The sequence below is a fragment of the Paraburkholderia pallida genome, from assembly GCF_004524855.1.
In the GTDB taxonomy this organism is placed as follows: Bacteria; Pseudomonadota; Gammaproteobacteria; order Burkholderiales; family Burkholderiaceae; genus Paraburkholderia; species Paraburkholderia oxyphila.
In genome coordinates, this window is record NZ_CP038148.1 from 285,646 (window position 1) to 306,780 (window position 21,135).

14 protein-coding genes are annotated in these 21,135 nt (G+C 61.4%); 2 read left to right on the top strand and 12 right to left on the bottom strand.

Features of this window, described 5'->3' with window-relative positions; translation table 11 throughout:
- Positions 1–139: 139 nt before the first annotated feature.
- The 7 genes from E1956_RS01190 to E1956_RS01220 form a co-directional block, all read right to left on the bottom strand.
- Entirely contained in the window at positions 140–3,562 is a 3,423-nt protein-coding gene (locus tag E1956_RS01190; RefSeq protein ID WP_134746703.1) for a hypothetical protein, read from the bottom strand.
- Between the two features lie 154 nt (positions 3,563–3,716).
- Positions 3,717–4,184, bottom strand: a complete 468-nt coding sequence (locus tag E1956_RS01195; protein ID WP_167759955.1) for a hypothetical protein — start codon at positions 4,182–4,184, stop codon at positions 3,717–3,719.
- Between the two features lie 119 nt (positions 4,185–4,303).
- Entirely contained in the window at positions 4,304–6,352 is a 2,049-nt protein-coding gene (locus tag E1956_RS01200) for an integrase (protein ID WP_232071209.1), read from the bottom strand.
- A complete protein-coding gene (locus tag E1956_RS01205) occupies positions 6,324–7,961 on the bottom strand; it encodes a site-specific integrase (RefSeq protein WP_134746705.1) in 1,638 nt (545 codons plus the stop codon). Before E1956_RS01205 ends, E1956_RS01200 begins: the two co-directional genes overlap by 29 nt.
- A 3-nt stretch (positions 7,962–7,964) precedes the next feature.
- A complete protein-coding gene (locus tag E1956_RS01210; RefSeq protein ID WP_134746707.1) occupies positions 7,965–9,155 on the bottom strand; it encodes a tyrosine-type recombinase/integrase in 1,191 nt (396 codons plus the stop codon).
- A gap of 257 nt (positions 9,156–9,412) precedes the next feature.
- Positions 9,413–9,961, bottom strand: coding sequence for a single-stranded DNA-binding protein (locus E1956_RS01215; protein ID WP_134746708.1), 549 nt, complete (start codon positions 9,959–9,961; stop codon positions 9,413–9,415).
- Positions 9,962–10,149: 188 nt separating this feature from the next.
- On the bottom strand, positions 10,150–11,352 hold the full coding sequence (locus tag E1956_RS01220) for an MFS transporter (RefSeq protein ID WP_418789230.1): 1,203 nt from the start codon (positions 11,350–11,352) through the stop codon (positions 10,150–10,152).
- Positions 11,353–11,558: 206 nt separating this feature from the next.
- On the opposite strand from E1956_RS01220, the gene uvrA reads away from it, so the two are divergent.
- Both uvrA and E1956_RS01230 read left to right on the top strand, forming a co-directional pair.
- A complete protein-coding gene (gene uvrA / locus E1956_RS01225) occupies positions 11,559–14,450 on the top strand; it encodes an excinuclease ABC subunit UvrA (protein WP_134746712.1) in 2,892 nt (963 codons plus the stop codon).
- A 103-nt stretch (positions 14,451–14,553) separates the two neighbouring features.
- A complete protein-coding gene (locus E1956_RS01230) occupies positions 14,554–15,639 on the top strand; it encodes an AI-2E family transporter (RefSeq protein WP_134746714.1) in 1,086 nt (361 codons plus the stop codon).
- 171 nt (positions 15,640–15,810) lie between these two features.
- Here the strand turns inward: E1956_RS01230 and purU are convergent, their stop codons facing one another.
- The 5 genes from purU to E1956_RS01255 all read right to left on the bottom strand — a co-directional run bounded on the left by purU (position 15,811) and on the right by E1956_RS01255 (position 21,071).
- Positions 15,811–16,680, bottom strand: a complete 870-nt coding sequence (gene purU / locus E1956_RS01235; protein WP_134746716.1) for a formyltetrahydrofolate deformylase — start codon at positions 16,678–16,680, stop codon at positions 15,811–15,813.
- 74 nt (positions 16,681–16,754) lie between these two features.
- Complete coding sequence (locus tag E1956_RS01240; protein ID WP_134746718.1) at positions 16,755–17,624, bottom strand: NUDIX hydrolase; 870 nt, start codon at positions 17,622–17,624, stop codon at positions 16,755–16,757.
- Positions 17,625–17,655: 31 nt separating this feature from the next.
- Entirely contained in the window at positions 17,656–18,270 is a 615-nt protein-coding gene (locus E1956_RS01245) for a LysE family translocator (protein WP_134746720.1), read from the bottom strand.
- Positions 18,271–18,377: 107 nt separating this feature from the next.
- The gene (locus E1956_RS01250; RefSeq protein WP_134746722.1) at positions 18,378–18,944 is read right to left on the bottom strand and encodes an adenine phosphoribosyltransferase; all 567 of its coding nucleotides are present in this window, start codon (positions 18,942–18,944) and stop codon (positions 18,378–18,380) included.
- Between the two features lie 111 nt (positions 18,945–19,055).
- Positions 19,056–21,071, bottom strand: a complete 2,016-nt coding sequence (locus E1956_RS01255; RefSeq protein WP_134746724.1) for a monovalent cation:proton antiporter family protein — start codon at positions 21,069–21,071, stop codon at positions 19,056–19,058.
- Between the last annotated feature and the right edge of the window lie 64 nt (positions 21,072–21,135).

The window sequence follows — 21,135 nt, forward strand, 5'->3', positions numbered from 1 at the left end:
ATGCTGCCACCAATGTACATCCTCGTACACCGCCATTCTCGTCGAGGCGCGTCAGGAAACACCGAAGCGCCTTACGCAGGTCCGCCTTCGAAATGGTAATAACGTTGTCCGTAAAGCCACCTTTTCCCATTACCCGGCCTCAGTGGCGTTGTTCGAGATCAAGATATCCTGTCTCGCCCCTCGTCGACAGAATACTGATTGTCTGGTTCATCAAATCAATGATCTCTTCGGACCCGCTCTTTGCCGCCTCCGAGAAGATTGTCCGTATCGCGCTCTGCTGCACCATATAAGTATCCGGCCTGCATTCTGGATGATCAACCATCGCAGCCAGTATGCGCAGTGAACTCCCGACATCCTGGGTACAAACATTTGCCAACCACCCGACCACATCAAATCCGAAGGTTGGAATGAAGCCGGCATCAAGCATGGCAAGAAGCTGCTCCATGAGCCATGACGTTTCTAGGTGTGGATTGTTTACCCAGTGGCCGATTATCTCGAGCTCGTCCTCATATAAATCGCGGTTGGACTCCCTTTTCGCCGCAGCCAAGCGGGCTTCCCAATAGGCCAGCGCCCGGCTTCGATCCTTCTCGGAAAATTTATCGGGAGGCAGTTGCAAGTACTGCCCCACACTCCACATGACGTGCCGCCTAAGTGCTGCCGATGCATATTGCAGAAATTGAGCAAATAACCCGTGTTCAATTTGCAGTACGTCGTTCAGGTAAAGGATAAGCATATAGTCGCCGAACCTACGGAGACGGAACCGTATGTCGTCACCGCCTGCGTCGTGTGCACGCATCTGCCGCAACTCATCTGCATAGCACCACTGAAGTTCAGCATAAAGGCCGCTCACCGGACGGCCACCGTGGATCAGGTGTGCCTGCCAGGCTGCCTGGTGTAGCGCATCGTCGGCGTTAGGCAGAATCTGATCAAGATTGCCACGTATCCAGTCTGCGCCGAAATAGAAAAGCCAATCTAGATACCGCCCCAAGATGGCGCGGGGAATACGCCCTGAAGGTGAGAGGTCTGCGAGTTGTGTCTCAAGCATTTGCGCAACCTGCGGAAGCATATGCAGGGCAGTACGTGGAGCCACAGAAATCTGGGAGCAACTGCTTTTGCTTAGCCAGAACAACCAAAGCACGCAGAGTTCGAGAGCGGACCCGCGCAGCGTAGCCGTAGCGGCAAGAAAGGCGTCTCGAGCGAAGCGCTCTTCAAAATCTTCGACCTCGGGTTCACGAGGCGCCTTCTCGATAAGAATAAATACGAGGCTTTGAACCGTCGCAGCCTCTTCAAAAGGAATGGATTCCGCACCTCGTCGCAATCCCGACTTCAGCAGTTCGCTCGCGCTGCGGCAAGCTTGTATCCAGCCCTGCTCACCTGCGACGGTTAGATCCGGTTCACCGACTGAGTCTCCAAGCTTGGAAAACGTATGAGAAACCAGATCAAGGACCGGAGCCCAAGCGAAGTTGGACTGGCTCTTGGCGGCGTCTTCCAACCCCTCGAAGAGTTCATGCACGTAGGATGGCGGAACATCCACGAAGCATTTGGCTGATTCAGCATATCTGCCTGGCTCTCGCTGGACCGCGAGGCGCCATTGATGCGCGAACGCCGCCACGGCCTCCCACGGCTTCTCGTTACGCGGCGTCCAGGTACTGAAAAGGTCGACTATTTCGGCAACTGTTTTTGTGGAAAAATCAGATGCCCATAGGGGAGGGTTTTCTTCCCGAGGAAATGCGATACCGTGTTTCCATTCGTCTGGATTCCCATATTTTTCGACAGTCACGTTGAGTTCCGCCTGTACTTCATCAGGAAGTACCGCGCGCCAATGCCATAGCATATCTCTAAGTACCAAAGCGTCAAACATACGCTCGTCTTCTACACTGACAGGCTGCCCTCGCTGCTCTCGACGGGCTTTCCATGCATCCCGGTAGCGGCCTGGTACCGCTCGAACCGAATTTAGCAGTGCGTTCTGCGCGTCCGGCTTCAGGGACGGGTACCAAGCCAGCGCGAGGGCCGCGTACTCTTCCGCATACAATGAATCTTCGATCAGGTCTGAGTCGGTAAGCCAGCTCTGCGCCAGTTCGGGCTCGGAGGCGGGATTCTTCGCTAAAACATGTATCGCTATACGTTTGAAAATGTTGTTTGACACATTGACCAACAAGGTCACAACAGCATGCATAGAGCACGACACCTGCTGAGCGAGCAGTTCGGCGCTGGTCCTTACCGCGCTCACCAACGCACTGTACGTATCGTGTGCGGCATGTTCACCGCTGGCTATCGAGCCCAGCGTAATATGACTGTGATCGACACCCGAACTCTCCCGCAGTTTGCCGTCGGCAATTGCAGCCTCTCTCAGCAGCGCGACAAATAGGCCCAAGGCTTCCAGACCACAAGCACGAGTGAGCATGGTGACCAATGTCGGCAGGCTGTATTCGTACATATGGCGCGCGTATAGCGTGGAGATACCACCGCCTTCCTCGAAAACCTGAAGGAGCGCGCGCGCAACAATGAGCGCAGCGTCGGTCTGCCCTGCCTCAGCAAAGTTCGTCAAAAGCCGCTCAGGAATATGCATCGACATGTTGCGTATGTCGCGGTCGAGCCACCTTGCGACCACTGTCGCGAACGGTGCGGCTTCGTTCGCAGGTAATGCGGCCAAAATCTCCATGCCGATAAAACGCATTTCCCGCTGTTCGAAGTCAGGCGCAATACGTAGTACCGCGATCACCTGTTCGCGCGTTTCCAAGTCTGCAGAGCCGGCCATTCGCAGCAGATAGCTCCCAGCTGGCCAGGCCCCGAACGGAAACTGGGCGCTGGCATTCACATTTGAATGCGTCAGAAGCTTCCTGTTGGCAAGATGTGGAAGCCAGTCCGGAGTCTGCAAGCGCTGGAAGAAGTGCCATTGAAGCGGCAACGCACCTGGAATCTCTTTTTCGAACAGGGCGACCGCCTGTGCCTTGTCGGATACAGATACAAGCTCTTCCACGCGTCGTAATAGAGCACTGTAGCGGCGTTGTAGAGCCAGCGCGACGCCACGCACCACCAATTCGAACGGCTCCTGAAACGCGATACGAAACTCGTCGTCTACATGCAAGGATTTGTGGAACGAACGCTCATGCGCGCGACCTGCCCCCTTGTCAAGCGAAATCCATGAGCCAGCCACGTCACCGTCAAGAGGGAGCCCCAGCCAGCCGATGATTCCAAGGATTTCATCTCTATGATTGCGTCGATTCGGAAGCGCCTTTAGCGCGCGCCGAATCGCAGTGTCATCGAATCCCAACACCGCCAATTCCTGAGCAGCCCGCTGCAAATTTTCCTGCTCAGACACCGAAAATACTTGGCGAGCGTCGGTCACCGTTGTTAGTGTCTGCCGAAGTGAAGATTCGAATTCCCTTAATGCGTGGGCGGCAAGGGGTCGTGAAACGCGAAGCGAAATTTTCTCCCCAACCAAACGGCAGAAGTCGACATATCGATCAGCGAATGCCTGGCCCAGCAGATGACTTAAGAGGTTCGTTGTGTCTCGCTGCTCTTCAGACAAGTCCGATTCATCTTCTCTTCCGATCGTCATCTTTCACCTCAATGTAATCGACCAGGCGAGATGCGTTCGCGAGACTTCCGGGCAGATCGAATCGTTCTCGACGAGGGTATATCGCTATCTTCGCCACGAATTTGACCATAAGTCCCGGAAAAAATGGTCGGGCATGCGACGCGTGAGCGCACTCTTAGTGCTCTCCTTTTCCCTTCCTGCCCCGCTTCACTTCGGACTTGTCACCCCTTCGGTTTAAATCGTCGAGCGGCTTGTCGAGATCTTCAATGTTCAGCCCGAGTTCGCTGCAACGGACAGCAATGCGTTGCCAACGCTGGAACCACGTTTGCTCCAGATCCTGGTACCTCTTCACCTTACTTTCCAAATCCCTAACCGTCTGATCAAAATATTTCCGTTCTTCGTCCCTGGAGCGCGAAGACGATACGCGCGCCGGATCAGCAAGTGCGTGTTTCGCTTCGTCATAGGCCAACTTGATTCTCGGATGGCGGCTTAGCGCCTGACGGGTATAGCCCGAAAAGGCTTCAATTTTTTCCCACGTAAGCTTGGTACCAAGCTCGCGGTCACGCCACCTCTCCAACTCGGAAATGATAGTGAGTGCTTTCACGTCGCTGATCTTTGCACTCGCCCTGATTACCTTGACCATGCGTTATTCCCCAACCCAATATTCGGTTGCGTCGGCCTACCTGCGCGATCATCTTTGATGCAAGCGACCCGGTGTTCCAGTATGCGATAGACCTTCGATACTTCAACGTCAGCGCATAATCAACCGCTTTCCTCGGGAACTGGTTCAGAGAATTCGCCGCCGCTATCAAGACCATTCTCCGCGATGTACCGATCGATATCCGATTTGTTCAGCGCCGACGATTTCATCTGCTTCAGGAGCTGACGGTACTTCGTTTTCAGGTGTTTCCACCAGTCACTCTTGACGATCCCCCCTGCTGCCTTGCGCCCAAGTGCGGCGCGGATAGTCCCCTGCACGAACGCCATTTGACGCAACAGCGCGTCCTTGCGTTCCGGGTCACCTTTCTCCCAAACGTATTCATCACAATCGGCCGTGCACTCCAGATACTTGGGGCATGGCATCATCTGGAAATCGTGCACGCACATCCCTGGGCCAACGTCGTGGACGGCCTGAACACGCGTAAGCAAGAAACCTCTGGCGACATCAGTCGGCAGTGGCTTGACAATATCGGCGACCTTGCCCTCTACCTTGCCCGCCATGATATCGTCAACCACCTTCCTCGCCCGCTGCGCAGGTGTCAGATGTTGATACGCTCTCGTGTCCGTCGGATTCTTCCGCCCGAACCATTTGGTCTGAACCAGATCCGGAGCCCCTCCCTCATCCAGCAGATTGTTCAGAAAGTGACGGAACCCTTTTGAACTGATATCGATGGGATGCCCGTCAGCGTCAACGATGCCGGAGCGGTCAAAGATGCTTCTGGTCCCTGTGCGAGCCGTCAGGAAGTCACGGATCTGCAGATCGGCGACCGGCTGTGCCGCATAGAGCAACGTGGTTTTGGTTCCACGATGCATCTGGTTCGTGTAAACGACACACAGGGCTTGATGAAGTTCCAGTCCCTTCCCTTTCGGTCCACGCAGCATCGGTAGTGACCAATGATCCCGGATGATGCCCGCCAGGAAGTCCGGTTTTCCAACCCGAATTTTCTTGTTAACGACTTCGTATGGAATATTGCGCTGCTTGAGAAACTGCGCGACATTCCGGCCTTCAAGGCCGACGAGTTGAAGAATATCTCCAGGGCCCAAAATTGGCTTTATTTTTTTTCCAGCAAGGAGTCTTCCAGTGCGGCTGAACGAGCGTGCGACGTTTCGAGCCCCGTCTGTCAACTCGTGTAGCTCCCTAATTGCGCCTTCCACAAGTTCAACAGTTGCACTGAGGAGTGGTTTCACTTTCCACTCAACGGTAATATGGTCCCGCCGCCCCTTGAGCCGCGCATATCGCAAGCTTCTGGTGCCGTCGCGCTCGGTCAACAGCGGATCTTCTGGCAAGGTGAGGACCTCACCTATTCGCAGCCCCGTGCACACGAGAATGGTCGTAATCAGGATGGCTATACGATCAGGATTCGCTACGCCATTGACAGGGCCCTTACTCGGGATATTCTGGTATAGCCACCCCACCGCGCGAATAGCCTCTTCTTTCGGAAGACGGTCATCGGGCTCCGCAACGGGGAGTACGTCTTCGATACGGTCTGTTCCGAGCTTTTCTGGCCGGACCTTCTTGCGACACCGCCAGTCAAGCCGCAGCCTGCAGAGCCCGTTCGCGTCCAGCATGTCCGCGAACTCTTCCATATGGCCAACGGCCTTATACGCGGAGACCTCGGACTCCCGCTTGAAAACCGCGGCGGCAGCAAGATCGAGATGCGCTGGAGTTATCAGACTGATGTCGTAATCGACGGATTTCAGTACATCGTAGACATAGCGTGTCGCGCGAACAAATACCATGTGACTCGGAACGGATTGGCCTCGTTTGGAGTGACGTGCACAAACGAGCGACTTGACCACGTCACCGAATACACCGGCAAGAGGCTCGCCATCGATACGCGCCTTCTGCGAATGCTGCGTGAACAGCAAATTATGAGGCTTGCCGTTCGATTTATATCCACGATCCCGCGACGCATATGACGCTTCCACGTCCCAGACCGGCTCCTCCCAGGTCACATGAAGAAAGGGGTTGGAGATCTTCGAAAGCGCTATCAGGGTGGCCTGGTTCGCGATCCAGTTATCGCACGGCAGCCCGATGACTGAGCCGACGGCTGCCATCGACTTACGTTTGCGTGCCTTTCCGTCGGACATAGGCGGCCACCTCCATTATCACCTCGCAGACGGCGTAGATCACGTCGTCGAGCTGGATCGCAATCTGTAACGAGTATTTTTTTCGACGCTCTTCCCGGGTTGCGAGTAATTCAGTCAGGACGGCGTCATGATCGGCTTCCACGAACGGTTCGAATTGTGGGCAGCAATAGCAGGTAAAGGGAGGATCAAGCTGACAGCTCTTCTTCTTGCCGCAGCCGCCAATGTCGACCGGGTCGACGACATGCTCAGCTCCAAGAAACGTCACGGTTTTCTCGGGCTTCTCGCCATTTGTCGAATCCGCGGCAGATTCAACTATTCTGCCCTTAAACAGCTTCATTAGAGGGCCGAGGCGGAGCGCGGCAGCGCGGTCGAGGATGCGCGTCAATCGCTTTCCCTTGAGCGAATAGTAAACCTGCACGTGCTGGGTATCCGAGTGATCCAGCATTGCCGCCAAGGTGCGCCTGGCCACCCCCCGCTCGACCATGGTCGTCGCAAACGTATACCGCAGGCGACGTGGCGTAATGAACAGGCGCTCATTGGTTCTGGGTGATTTCAGATTCAGCCGGTCCACAAACCTTGATAGCAGGTTACGATAGACGTCAATCGGAAGATGATATTTGTATTCACTCACACCCGTTTCGTCAAACCATGGATCTGGAGTCGATCGCATAAAGAGCGGACGCGGAGATTGTCCGCATTTGATCACCCTGTTGCTCTCGATTAGATCCTGGATGATCTGGACGAGTCTTTCATCGACGCGCTCGTCAATGAATGCGGCCCGCGGTCCAATTCCCGGCTTCTTGATGCGGGGAATGGACAGAACCCACTGGGGCGGTACCTCGAAGCCTGCGAGCGCATTTTTCAAATCCTCCTCGCGAAGCAGGCAGTAGTTGGACGGGTTACGACCAAAGGCCAACCCCAGTGCCGCCGCAGCCCTTTGCATGACGTGCTCACGCTCGGACGAATGATCGTCCAGAATTGCGTGTTGAAGCACTGAGACTTCAACGTCCCAAAGCGGTCCGGATTCCTCATCTTCGAGTTCGACTGCAATTCCTGACTCGCGCCCGGGCACATGAATCTGATCTAATTCAAGCGCATATTCTTCGTCAAAGCCGAGGCAACTTAGTACGTCGGACGACCTGCGATACCAGTCTCGTAAACAGTAAAACTCCTGCATTCGTTTGCGCGCGCGAAGATGCTCGATAGCGGCACTCACGTGAGCACGAAGTGCGTCGGCCAGTTCGGCTGGATGTTTATCCCCCGCCATTGCTTGCCACGAACGGAGTACTCTTTCCGATTCGAGATTGCTGTGCCCTCCACCTCGCAAAGCGAAAATCACTGATCTCAATGCGAAGACAGCTGCGTTCGCAGATTGCTGCTTGACTAATTGCTGGACCCATCGTCGAAGCGAGTATTCGACGACAGAGTTACCGTCTTGAATTGTCTCCCAGTTGAACGACTCCCTGCGTGTTGGAGCGTTGAACTTCCATAAGACGCCGCTCAAGTCCATCGTTCGTCCGTCGCGATCTATGATCTGGTTCTCCAGCGGCGACAGTCCGAACTGACGGAGCTTACGACCCAACTGCTGGTTTATCTCGTCGTTTGTCACGATTCAGCTCGCTTCGCTTGCACTGCCGAAAAGCGACTGCTGATACGCCAGTCCGATCTCGGCGGCTTCCCGGCGTGTTGCGCCCTCGACGTACGGCGCGATTGACTGGTCAGAGCGCCAGCCGAAGAAGGTTTGCATGTCCTTGTCGATATCCGATTCATCGAGGCCCCTGCGGCGGGCGGTTTCCTTGAAGTCGGTCGCACAGGTACTTCTCAAGCAGTGCGGATGCAGATCGGCGAATTCAGGATGCCTCAGGCCGATCTGGCTGACGATCCCATTCACCCGGTTCAGGCTCAGCGGCAGACCCGTCCGGCTCAGGAACAGAAACGGCATCCGATCCGCCAGACGGGTTTCCCTCCGGGTGACACAGATAAACTGATGCAGATCTCTGGCAAGCTGCCGCTCACAGGGCAAATGGCGGGACTCGGTCTTGACCTGTGGTTCATTGATGCGGGGATCGTCATCATCGTCAGGTGAGCGCTCAACGCGAATCTCCGGGATCGCTCGCGTGAGATGGCAGTCAGAAGTTCGCAACTTGAGAAGCTCCCCCCGCCGCAGGCCGAGCGCCAGCATCAAGTGAATGATGAGACGGTTCCTGACGCGACAGGGCCTTTTCCAGGGATTCTCAGGGCTGTCGACCTCGCATATCGCCAGCAGTCTCCGCGTCTCAGGCTCCAGAAGGGCTTTGGCATGTTCCGATGATTGCGTGCGCCCTTTGGCGGCATCCGCGAACATCTGCTTGCAAGCAGTTTGTTTTGCCCGAATGTCCTTGATGTCGTTACTGCCGACAGGCCGGGCACTGATCGCTGCATTGAAGTGCCAGTCGACAAATTGCCGTGCGACGTCCAGACGGGACTTGACCGAGCTGGGTGCGACAGCCAATGACCGGACTGCATCCGCTGTGCGGAAATTGCGGCGCAACCAGGAGCAAAGGCTGTCAATCTCGTTCTGGGTCAGGCCGTTCCCGCTCTCCAGGCGTTCACGTAGCGAGAACTTTTGCCGGAGTGACCATGCATAGATGAAACCCAGTATTCGCGTGACCTTCAGGAGGCTGTTGAATGAAAGCCTGCGACGCAGGCGCTTGAGGATATAGAGATTGATCCAGACGACTGGCTGGCGATCGGCGTCAAGCAGGATCGGAAGGCGTTCGCCCTCCGGATGCCGGACGGTTACCACGAAGAACAGATTGGCCATTAGCCCCTCCTCAAGGGAAGTCAACAGCACAATAGGTGATGTTTACGTTTCTACCAAGGAAAACGTGTGATCACCAGCAACGGAGCCTGTTTCGTGGCAGCAATGTTTACATAGGCCATTACGAACAAAAACACAGCTTGCCGCGGTATACCCTCCGCTCAATCTTGTCATTTCTCCTGGGCCGCAAACCCTAGATAGATAAAGAAAAACCCCACCAAAAGGCGGGGCTAATCTTTACATTTTTCAATTACGGGAGTTCAGAACGGAATATCGTCGTCCATCTCGTCGAAGCCGCCGCCGGCCGGCGCGTTCGAGCGGCCACCGCCGCCCGCACCCGCACCCGCACCGCCACCGCTCGAGCGCGGCGCGCCGCCACCCGAGGCCGCACGGCCGCCGCCGCGCGGTGCGGACGGCTCGCGGCTGTAGCCGCCGTCATCGCCCATGTCGCTGCCCGACGACGCGCCGCCGCCGCTGCGGCCGCCCAGCATCTGCATCTGCTCAGCGACGATTTCCGTCGAGTAGCGGTCGGTGCCGTCCTGCGCCTGCCACTTGCGCGTGCGGATGCGGCCTTCGATATACACCGACGAACCCTTCTTCAGGTATTCGGAGACGATCTCGGCCAGACGGCCAAAGAACGCCACGCGGTGCCATTCGGTCATTTCCTTGAACTCGCCGGACGTCTTGTCCTTGTAGCGGTCGGTGGTCGCGAGGCGGATGTTCGCCACAGCGTCGCCGCTGGGCAGATAGCGCACTTCCGGTTCGGCGCCGAGATTGCCGACGAGGATCACCTTGTTCACGGATGCCATGAGTTTCTCCTGTTGATTCCGTTGCGTTTGAGCGGCCACGCGTTTCGCGCATCGGCGTCACATTGCGATGCGCGGCGCGCGGTCCGCCTCTCGCGAAAAATGTTGCGGCGAACGCCGGGTTCGCCTCAAAGCAGAGGGCGGGCGCGCTTGCGACCCCGCCCGCGGCGCTTGCCTGAGGCCTGGCCCCATCAAGCCCGCTTGGGCTGCACCTTCAGCGGCACCTTCATATAGGCCGCGATTATAAGCCAGCACAGAACGAGCCCCGAGCACGCGTAAAACACCGCGCTCGCGCTATCGTGCTTGAGCAGCCACCCGCCCACCACGCCGCCGAGCGCAAGCCCGATCGACTGGGTGGTGTTGTAGACGCCCGTAGCCGCGCCCTTGCGGTTGCCCGGCGCGAGCTTGGACACCAGCGAGGGCTGCGAGGCCTCCAGGATATTGAACCCGAGGAAGTACACGAACAGCACGGACGCCACAATTGCAATGGTATGCGCAAGCGAGCCAAGCAGAAGCTGGCCGATCAGGATAAGCCCAATGGCCGAGACGACCACGGCCTTCATCTTGCCCCGCTTTTCCGCGGCGATGATGGCGGGCACCATCAGGACAAACGAGAGGCCCATCACCGGCAGGTAGACCTTCCAGTGCGACGCCACGGGCAGGCCCGCATCCACGAGCAGGCGCGGCACGACGAGAAAGAGCGCGGTCTGCGTGGCATGCAGCACAAGCACGCCGAAGTTCAGGCGCAGCAGCTCCACGTTGTGCAGGACTTCGGCGAACGGCGCGCGCACGTGCACGGGCTTGGGCGCATCGGGCACGATCCACAGCACGACGCCGACCGCCAGGATCGAGAACACGCCGACGAGCGCGAACAGGCCGCTCATGCCCAGCCAGTGGAACACGATGGGCGCGCCCACGATCGCCACCGCAAAGGACATGCCGATCGAGCCGCCCACCATCGCCATGGCCTTGGTGCGGTGCTCTTCGGAGGTGAGGTCGGCAATGAACGCGAGCACGGCGGAGGACACCGCGCCCATGCCCTGGATCACCCGGCCGACGATGATCCACGTCATGTCGTGCGCACCGGCCGCGACGAAGCTGCCGATCGCGAAGATCACGAGGCCGGTGGCGATCACGCGCTTGCGCCCCAGCATGTCTGAGGCCCAGCCATAAAAGATGTACAGGAGCGACTGCGTGACGCCGTAGGCGCCGAGCGCGATGCCAACGAGCAGCACGTTGTCGCCGCCGGGGATGGTTTTCGCGTAGACCGAAAACACCGGCATGATCATGAAGAGGCCCAGCATGCGCAGCGCGAAGATCGCGGCGAGCGACACGGTCGCGCGCATTTCGGGCGCGCTCATGCGTGAGGAAGTAGCGGGTGAATTGGAGGACATCGGAGCGTTTTTTGATTGGGCCGCCGCTGCGCGCGCGTTACGCTGGTCCCAAGCCTGAAGACATTCCCGGCCGCCTGCTGTCGAACCTCTTTCGGCGCCCCCGCGCAACCATTCGGGACCCTTTCAAAGACTGTCAGCAAGCCGTAACGGCGGTCTGGAAAAGTCGTTATAGTAGCAGGTTTAGCCTCCCTTTCTCCCGCAGGTTCATGGAACAAATCCGTATCCGTGGGGCCCGAACCCACAACCTGAAGAACGTCAATCTGGACCTGCCGCGCCACAAGCTCGTGGTGATCACCGGGCTTTCGGGCTCGGGCAAGTCGTCGCTGGCGTTCGACACGCTCTACGCGGAAGGCCAGCGGCGCTACGTGGAAAGCCTCTCGGCCTACGCGCGCCAGTTCCTGCAACTGATGGAGAAGCCCGACGTCGACCTGATCGAGGGTCTGTCGCCGGCCATCTCCATCGAGCAGAAGGCCACCTCGCACAACCCGCGCTCGACGGTCGGCACGGTCACCGAGATTCACGACTACCTGCGCCTGCTGTACGCGCGCATCGGCACGCCCTACTGCCCGGACCACGAGATCCCGCTCGAGGCGCAAAGCGTCTCGCAGATGGTGGACGCCGCGCTCGCGCTGCCCGAAGAGACCAAGCTCATGATCCTCGCGCCCGTGGTGGTCGACCGCAAGGGCGAGCACGCCGAGCTCTTCGACGACATGCAGGCGCAGGGCTTCGTGCGCTTTCGCGTGCGCTCGGGCGGCGGCACCGCCAACGAAGGCGAGGCGAAGATCTACGAAGTCGAGTCGCTGCCCAAGCTCAAGAAGAGCGAGCGGCACACCATCGACGTGGTGGTGGACCGCCTGAAGGTGCGGCCCGACATGAAGCAGCGTCTCGCGGAGTCGTTCGAAACGGCGCTGCGTCTCGCCGACGGCCGCGCCATCGCGCTCGAAATGGACACGGGCCGCGAGCACCTCTTCAGCTCGAAGTTCGCCTGCCCGATCTGCTCGTACTCGCTGCCGGAGCTCGAGCCGCGCCTCTTCTCGTTCAACAACCCGATGGGCGCGTGCCCGGAGTGCGACGGCCTCGGCCAGATCACCTTCTTCGACCCGAAGCGCGTGGTGGCGCATCCATCGCTCTCGCTCGCGGCGGGCGCGGTGAAGGGCTGGGACCGGCGCAACCAGTTCTACTTCCAGATGCTGCAGAGCCTGGCGGCGTTCTACGATTTCGACATCGACACCGCGTTCGAGGACCTGCCCGAGAAGGTGCGCAAGATCCTGCTCTACGGCTCGGGCAAGCAGGAGATCCCGTTCTCGTACATCAACGAGCGCGGCCGCACTTCGGTGCGCGAGCACGTGTTCGAGGGGATCATCCCGAACCTCGAGCGGCGCTACCGCGAAACCGACTCGGCCGCCGTGCGCGAGGAGCTGTCGAAGTACCAGAACAACCAGGCCTGCCCGCATTGCGAAGGCACGCGTCTGCGCCGCGAGGCGCGTTTCGTGCGCATCGGCGCGGGCGATGAGGCGCGCGCCATCTACGAGGTGAGCGGCTGGCCGCTGCGCGACACGCTCGGCTACTTCCAGACGCTGCGTCTCGAAGGCGCCAAGCGCGAGATCGCCGACAAGGTGGTCAAGGAAATCGTCGCGCGCCTGATGTTCCTGAACAATGTCGGGCTCGACTACCTCTCGCTCGAGCGCAGCGCCGAAACGCTCTCGGGCGGCGAGGCCCAGCGCATCCGGCTGGCCTCGCAGATCGGCTCGGGGCTCACGGGCGTGATGTACGTGCTCGACGAGCCGTCCATCGGCCTGCATCAGCGCGACAACGACCGCCTCATCTCCACGCTCAAGCACCTGCGCGACCTCGGCAATTCGGTGATCGTGGTCGAGCACGACGAGGACATGATCCGCATGGCCGACTACGTGGTCGACATGGGCCCCGGCGCTGGCGAGCACGGCGGCATGGTGATCGCCGAGGGCACGCCCCAGGAAGTGGAGAACGACCCGGCCTCGATGACCGGCCAGTACCTCTCGGGCGCGCGCCGCATCGACTACCCGGACGAGCGCATCGAACCCGGCGAGCGGCGTCTGCGCATCATCGAGGCGTACGGCAACAACCTGAAGCGCGTCACGCTCGACCTGCCGGTGGGACTGCTCACCTGCGTGACGGGCGTCTCGGGCTCGGGCAAGTCCACGCTGATCAACGACACGCTTTATCACGCGGTGTCGCAGCATCTGTATGGTTCGTCGGCGCAGCCGGCGCCGTTCGAGGCCATCGAGGGCATGGAGCACTTCGACAAGGTCATCAACGTCGACCAGTCGCCGATCGGCCGCACGCCGCGATCGAACCCGGCCACCTACACGGGTCTCTTCACGCCCATCCGCGAGCTGTTCGCAGGCGTGCCGGCGGCCAAGGAACGCGGCTACGAATCAGGCCGCTTCTCGTTCAACGTCAAGGGCGGCCGCTGCGAAAGCTGCCAGGGCGACGGCGTGCTGAAGGTCGAAATGCACTTCCTGCCCGATGTCTACGTGCCTTGCGACGTCTGCCACGGCAAACGCTACAACCGCGAAACCCTGGAGATCCAGTACAAGGGACGGAACATCAGCGAAGTGCTCGACATGACCGTCGAGGCCGCCTACGAGTTCTTCAAGGCCGTGCCGGTCGTGGCGCGCAAGCTCAAGACGCTGCTCGACGTGGGTCTCGGCTACATCCGCCTCGGCCAGTCGGCCACCACGCTTTCGGGCGGCGAGGCGCAGCGCGTCAAGCTCTCGCTCGAACTCTCCAAGCGGGACACGGGCCGCACGCTGTATATACTCGACGAGCCAACCACGGGGCTGCATTTCCACGACATCGCGCTCTTGCTGGAGGTGATCCACCGGCTTCGCGACCAGGGCAATACGGTGGTGATCATCGAGCATAATCTCGATGTCATCAAAACCGCCGACTGGATCGTGGACATGGGCCCCGAAGGCGGCGCGGGCGGCGGCCAGATCGTCGCGCAGGGCACGCCCGAGCAGGTGGCGAAGGCGAAGGCGAGCTTCACGGGCCGCTATCTCGCGCCGCTGCTCAAGCGCCAGGCGGCTGCGCTCGACGCGGCCTCGGGAAAGTAAGCAGTAGAAAACGCTGCTCCGACAACCGCTGCAGCGGTTGCCACAGCAACAACAGAACGGGGGCGCTTGCGCCCCCGCGGTTTGGAGACGGAATACACCCAACATGGTCAAGCGCAACGAAGCGACCGACGATAAACAGGTGCGCGACCTGCGGCCAAGGCCGGTCAGGCTCACGAGCGATATGAGCCTGCCGAAACTCTCGGCAGTGGAGATAGGCAGCTATATGGCGGCGCTCGCCGGATTGTGGGCGGTGCTGCATCTGGACCTGCTCGGCGCGCTGCTCGCGGGGATGCTCGTCTTTCAGCTCGTGCACACCATCGCGCCGCTGATCGAGCGGCGCATGCCGAGCCAGCGCGCGCGCTGGCTCTCCGTCGTGCTGGTTTCCATTGTGATCGTGGGCGTGCTCACGGGCATTACCGTGGGCGTCATCGAGCAGTTCGAAAGCGACGTGCCGAGCGTGCAAAAGGTCATGGCGCAGATGATGACCTTCGTCGACCAGGCGCGCGGCAAGATCCCCGACGCCATCGCGGCCTATCTGCCCGTCGACGTCGCCCAGATGAAGCTCAAGGCCATCGCGCTCATGCACGAGCACGCCACCCAGCTTGGCCAGGGCGGCAAGAACGCCGCGCGCATCTTCGGGCGGATCGTGATCGGCATGATCATCGGCGCGATCATCGCCATTGGCGCGCAGAAGAACGCCACGCGGCTGCCGCTCTCGACGGCCTTCGTCACGCGCGTGGCGCGCTTCGCCGATGCGTTCCGCCGCATCGTGTTCGCGCAGGTGAAGATTTCGGCCATCAACACCGTGTTCACCGGGCTCTTCCTGCTGCTCGTGCTGCCGCTCTTTCACGCGCCGCTGCCGCTCGCGAAGATGCTTGTCGTGGTGACTTTCGTGGTCGGTTTGCTGCCGGTGATCGGCAACCTGATCTCGAACACGCTGATCGTCGCGATCGCGCTCACCGTGAGCCTGCCCGCGGCGGTCACGGCGCTCGTGTTCCTGATCGTGATCCACAAGCTCGAATATTTCCTGAACGCACGCATCGTGGGCGGCCAGATCGAGGCGCGCACGTGGGAGCTGCTGGTCGCGATGCTCGTGATGGAGGCCGCGTTCGGCCTCCAGGGTGTGATCGCCGCGCCTATCTTCTATGCCTATATCAAGCGCGAGCTGATCTATCTGCGGCTCATTTGAGCGTGCGGCGGGGCGGTTTGCCCCGCCTTGGCCTCTGCATCGGCCACGTCTTCGGCTGTTGCTCCGAACCGGCCGTCGCCCCTCGCGCGGCGGCCCGCCTGATCCCTCGCGCGGCTCGCCCTTCCCCTACAGGAAGTTGTGGCAGCAACGGGAGATCTGGACTACCGCAGATTAGCGGAACACCACCGTCTTGTGCCCGTTGAGCACGATGCGATGCTCGACGTGCCACTTCACCGCGCGCGCGAGCGTCACGCACTCGACGTCGCGGCCGATTGCCGTGAGCTGGTCCGGCGTCATGTTGTGATCGACGCGCTCGACTTCCTGTTCGATGATCGGGCCTTCGTCGAGATCGGACGTCACATAGTGCGCCGTCGCGCCGATCAGCTTCACGCCGCGGTCGAACGCCTGGTAGTACGGCTTCGCACCCTTGAAGCTCGGCAGGAACGAATGGTGAATGTTGATCGCACGGCCTTTGAGCGCATCGCACAGCTGCGGCGAGAGAATCTGCATGTAGCGCGCGAGCACCACGAGGTCGGCGCGCTCGCCGTTCACCACTTCGAGCACGCGCGCTTCCTGCGCGGCCTTGTCCGCCTCGCTGCCGCCGAGCAGCGGGAAGTGATGGAACGGGATGTTGTAGCTCGCCGCGAGTTGATAGAACTCCTTGTGATTCGAGATGATCGCGGGAATCTCGATGGAGAGCTGCCCGGTGCGGTAGCGGAACAGCAGATCGTTCAGGCAGTGGCCGATCTTCGAGACCATGATCACCACGCGCGGCTTCACGTTCGCGTCGTGCAGCTCCCAGCGCATGCCGAACTCATCGGCGAGCGGCGTGAACGCGGCGCGCAGGCCCTCGAGGCCCGGGTCGCCGCCCACTTGCTGGAAGTGCACGCGCATGAAGAACTCGCCCGTGTGGCTGTCGCCGAACTGGGCCGAATCGAGAATATTGCTGCCGCGCTCGAACAGGAAACCCGACACGGCATGCACGATGCCCGGCCGGTCGGCGCACGACAGTTTGAGAATGAAGCTGTGATCGGTCGACATGACCCTGGTAACTCCCGTCAATTCTTTGGTGATTCAGAAGGGCTTTCGGTACTGACGAAAAAACCGGCGCCCTTTCACAGCGTCGGCGGCTCGAAGATCGCGGCGATGCCCTCGCACGCGTCTGCGTCTATCCATTGGCGGCGCAACAGCAGATCGAGCGTCGCGAGGCTCGCGTCCACCGTCATCTTGCCCTCTTCGATCCAGCGCGCGGCTTCGTCGATGCGTGCGAGGCGGTGCTCGCCGACTTCGCCGTCCTGATTGTGCGGCACGAAGTCCTCGGGCAGCGCGAGGTCGTAGACGAAGATCTGCTCGGCCTGGGTGCCCTCGGGCAGCGACTGCAGCACGTGCACGGTGCGGCCCGCCTTGGCCTGCGCAGCCAGCCCGGCGGCGACGCCCGCCTCTTCCCAGCATTCCTTCACGAGCGTCTCGTCGATGCCGAAGCCCCAGCCGATGCCGCCCGCCACGACGTTGTCGAGCATGCCGGGGTCGGTGGCCTTGGTGTCGCTGCGGCGCGCGATCCAGAGCTGCGGCGCGCGGGGCGAAGCAGAGCCCGCGTATTCTACGACGCCGTTCAAGTGCACCGCATACGTCATCGTGCCGAAGAAGCGCGAGGCGGCGCGCTCGATGAAGGCGAGCGGCGGCGCGTCGAAAGCGTTGCGGATCGCGTAGGTCTCGTCGCGCCAGCCGGGAATGCAGCCCTCGGCGGCGAGCGCACCGATCACGGCGCCCAGCGCGGCGCTGCGCGCCGTCACGCTGTCGAACTTCGCGGCGAGCGTGACGCGCGCGCGTTCGCCAATATCAGCGATCTCGAACACATCGGGCCAGCGCGCGAGCAGGGCAACGTCGCCGCGGCGGATCCAGCCCACGCGTTCGTCGCCGAAGAAAAACGGCAGATGCGCGCTCGCGTCGAAGCGGCGCGCGTCGGTGATGCAAGGCAAGGTCATCTCGTGAAGCTCCAGGCGTCGTGCGGATGCGTCAGTCGCGCAGCGCAATGCGCATGCCGATGGCGATGAAGGTGAGCCCGGCGAGGCGGTCGAGCCACAAGCCCGCGCGCGGCCGGCGCTTGAGCCAGCCGCCGATGGTGCCCGCGCACAGCCCGAACAGCGAGAACACCACGACGGTCTGCGCCATGAACACGAGGCCAAGCTCGAGCATCTGCAGCGTGACGCTCTGCGCGCCGTGGGTATCGACGAACTGCGGCAGGAACACGACGAAGAAGAGCGTCACCTTCGGATTCATCACGTTGCCGAGCACGCTCTGGCGAAAGATCGTGGCGAGCGGCTGGCGCGGCTTGTCGCCGGCGGCGGCCAGGCCCTGGCTGCGCAGCGCCTTCACGCCGATCCAGATGAGGTACGCGGCGCCCGCGAGCTTGAGGATCTGGAACGCGAGCGGCGACGAGCGCAGCACGGCCGCAATGCCGAGCGCCGCGAGCGTCGTGTGGAACGTCACGCCCGCGGCAAAGCCGAGCGCGGCGACGAGGCCCGCCGCGCGGCCCTGCGAGATGCCGCGTGCGAGCACTTGCAGGTTGTCGGGACCGGGCGCGAAGGTAATGGCGAGCGAGGTAGCGAGAAACAGCGTGAAGTTGGGCATGACGTGAAGGGTATCCGTGGATTCGGTGACCGCTCGAGGGTCACCCGGTGACCGCGCAATGAACGCCCAGTGAACGAGCGCCCGGCGACCACCTGGTGACCAACCACTCAGTGACCGCCAAACGCGGTCACGGTGAAGAGCGGCAGGCCCGCTTCGGTGAGCAGCTTCGAGCCGCCCAGGTCCGGCAGGTCGATGATGGCCGCGCCCTCGACCACCGTCGCGCCAAGGCGCTCGAGCAGCAGCTTGCCCGCGAGCATGGTGCCGCCCGTAGCGATCAGGTCATCGACGATCACGACGCGGTCGCCCTTGCTGCAGGCGTCTTCATGGATCTCGACGGTGGATTCGCCGTATTCGAGCTTGTAGGTCTCGGAAACCGTCTTGTACGGCAGCTTGCCGATCTTGCGGATCGGAATGAAGCCCACGTTCAGTTCATACGCGACGATCGGCCCGATGATGAAGCCGCGCGCATCGAGGCCCGCGACGTAGTCGAGCTTCGCATCGACATAACGCTCGACGAACAGGTCGATCAGCACGCGCAGGCCCTTCGGGTGGCCGATCAGCGGTGTGATGTCGCGGAACTGCACTCCCGGCTGAGGCCAGTCGGGCACCGTGCGAATCAAGCTGTTGACGAACTGCGAGGCTTCGGCGCTCGCGTTCGCAGGTGCGTTGGCCATGATGTCTCCGGGTAATGACGAGAATAAAGAACAGGATTCGGTTAATCGGGGCGGGACCCCTAAAGCAATACGGCGCCTTTGCGTCCCATGGCGTCCTGCGGCGGCGCGCGCTCAAGCCGCTGCCGCGCCCGCACCGGTGGCGCCGGTCTTGCGGTGGCGCGAAAGGAGCTCCTCAGCTTGCGCCAGTTGCTCGGGCAGACCGCGCAGCACGACGATGTCCGCTTCGCGCAGCTTCGTCGACGGATCGGGCTCCACGCCGCGAATGCCATGCCGGCGGATCGCCGTCACCTCCACGCCAAGGTCGAAGAGGCCCAGATCGGCGAGCGTGCGGCCCACCGCCTCGGCGCGCGCGTCGACCGGTACGGATTGTAGCCGCACCTGCTCGTGACCGTCCTCGCCTACATCGTCGGTGCCGTGGAAGTAGCCGCGCAGCAGGCTGTAGCGCTCGTCGCGCATTTCTTCCACGCGCCGCACCACGCGGCGCATCGGCACGCCCATCACCACGAGCATGTGCGAGGCGAGCATCAGGCTGCCCTCCACGATCTCGGGAATCACCTCGGTCGCGCCGGCCGCCAGCAGGCGCTCGAGATCGGCATCGTCCACGGTGCGCACGATCACCGGCAGCGTGGGCTCCAGTTCGTGGATGTTGTGCAGCACGCGCAGCGCCGACTGCGTATTCGCGTAGGTGATCGCCACCGCCGCCGCACGGTGGATGCCCGCCGCCACCAGCGACTCGCGCCGCGCCGCGTCGCCGAACACCACCGACTCGCCCGCCGCCGCCGCCGCCGCCACGCGGTCGGGGTCGAGGTCGAGCGCCACATACGAGAGCCCTTCGTATTCGAGCATGCGCGCGAGGTTCTGCCCCGCGCGGCCGTAGCCGCAGATGATCACGTGGCCGCTCTGCTTGATGCTCTGCGTGGCGATGCGCGTCATCATCAGCGACTGCTGCATCCATTCCGTGGACGACAGGCGCAGCACGATGCGGTCGGCGTTCTGGATCAGGAACGGCGCCAGCAGCATCGAGAGCAGCATCGCGGCGAGGATCGCCTGCAGCAGCGTGGGATCGACGAGATGCTTGTCCAGAATGAGGTTCAGCAGCACGAAGCCGAATTCGCCGGCCTGCGCGAGGCCGAGCCCGGTGCGCATCGCCACGCCCGGCGAAGCGCCGAAGAGGCGCGTGAGCGCCGTGATGAGCACGGCCTTGAGCACGACCGGCCCAACGAGGAAAGCGGCCACGATGAACGGGTGCTGCCAGATCACGTGCGGGTTGAGCAGCATGCCCGTGGTCACGAAGAAGAGACCCAGCAGCACGTCGCGAAACGGCTTGATGTCCTCTTCCACCTGATGCTTGTACGGCGTCTCGGCGATCAACATGCCCGCGATGAACGCGCCGAGTGCGAGCGAGAGGCCGAATTTGTCGGTGACGAACGCCGCGCCTAGCGTGACGAGCAGCACGTTCAGCACGAACAGTTCCTGCGAGCGCCGCCGCGCGACCACGGTGAACCAGCGCGTCATGAACTTCTGCCCGACGATGAGCAGGATGCCGAGCGCGAGCACGATCTTGATGGCGGCCATGCCGAGCGACTCGACGAGCGAGGCCGACGAGCCGCCGAACGCCGCGATCACGATCAGCAGCGGCACCACGGCGAGATCCTGGAACAGCAGCACGCCCAGAATATTGCGGCCATGCTCGGATTCGATCTCCAGCCGCTCCGCCAGCATCTTGCTCACGATGGCCGTGGACGACATGGCGAGCGCGCCGCCGAGCGCGACGCAGGCCTGCCAGGTGATATGGACCCACGGCTGGAGCACGAGCCCGAGCAAGAGCGCGACCACAATGGTTCCCACGACCTGCGAGAGCCCGAGGCCGAACACGGCGCGCCGCATCGCGCGCAGCTTGGTGAGCGAGAATTCGAGGCCGATCGAGAACATCAGGAACACGACGCCGAACTCGGCCAGATTCTTCGCGCCCGCCGTGTCCGGCACGATGCCGAGCGCGCGCGGCCCGACCAGAATGCCGACCGTGAGATAGCCGAGCATCGGCGGCAAGTTCAGATAACGGAACAGCACGACGCCAACCACCGAGGCGAGCAGCAGGAACAACGTCATTTCCAGCGGGGAGATCATCGTGTGAAGCGTCCTCGTTCCATACGTTGCCAAAGCCTTATCGAGCGCGCGTGGCCGCCGATGC

Bases quoted from the DNA above. Each gene is read 5' to 3' on its own strand.
- E1956_RS01250 (WP_134746722.1), bottom strand. From the start codon at position 18,944: ATGGCCAACGCACCTGCGAACGCGAGCGCCGAAGCCTCGCAGTTCGTC.
- E1956_RS01190 (WP_134746703.1), bottom strand. From the start codon at position 3,562: ATGACGATCGGAAGAGAAGATGAATCGGACTTGTCTGAAGAGCAGCGA.
- E1956_RS01215 (WP_134746708.1), bottom strand. From the start codon at position 9,961: ATGGCATCCGTGAACAAGGTGATCCTCGTCGGCAATCTCGGCGCCGAA.
- E1956_RS01195 (WP_167759955.1), bottom strand. From the start codon at position 4,184: ATGGTCAAGGTAATCAGGGCGAGTGCAAAGATCAGCGACGTGAAAGCA.
- E1956_RS01240 (WP_134746718.1), bottom strand. From the start codon at position 17,624: ATGACCTTGCCTTGCATCACCGACGCGCGCCGCTTCGACGCGAGCGCG.
- purU (WP_134746716.1), bottom strand. From the start codon at position 16,680: ATGTCGACCGATCACAGCTTCATTCTCAAACTGTCGTGCGCCGACCGG.
- E1956_RS01230 (WP_134746714.1), top strand. From the start codon at position 14,554: ATGGTCAAGCGCAACGAAGCGACCGACGATAAACAGGTGCGCGACCTG.
- E1956_RS01210 (WP_134746707.1), bottom strand. From the start codon at position 9,155: ATGGCCAATCTGTTCTTCGTGGTAACCGTCCGGCATCCGGAGGGCGAA.
- E1956_RS01220 (WP_418789230.1), bottom strand. From the start codon at position 11,352: ATGTCCTCCAATTCACCCGCTACTTCCTCACGCATGAGCGCGCCCGAA.
- E1956_RS01200 (WP_232071209.1), bottom strand. From the start codon at position 6,352: ATGTCCGACGGAAAGGCACGCAAACGTAAGTCGATGGCAGCCGTCGGC.
- E1956_RS01245 (WP_134746720.1), bottom strand. From the start codon at position 18,270: ATGCCCAACTTCACGCTGTTTCTCGCTACCTCGCTCGCCATTACCTTC.
- E1956_RS01255 (WP_134746724.1), bottom strand. From the start codon at position 21,071: ATGATCTCCCCGCTGGAAATGACGTTGTTCCTGCTGCTCGCCTCGGTG.
- uvrA (WP_134746712.1), top strand. From the start codon at position 11,559: ATGGAACAAATCCGTATCCGTGGGGCCCGAACCCACAACCTGAAGAAC.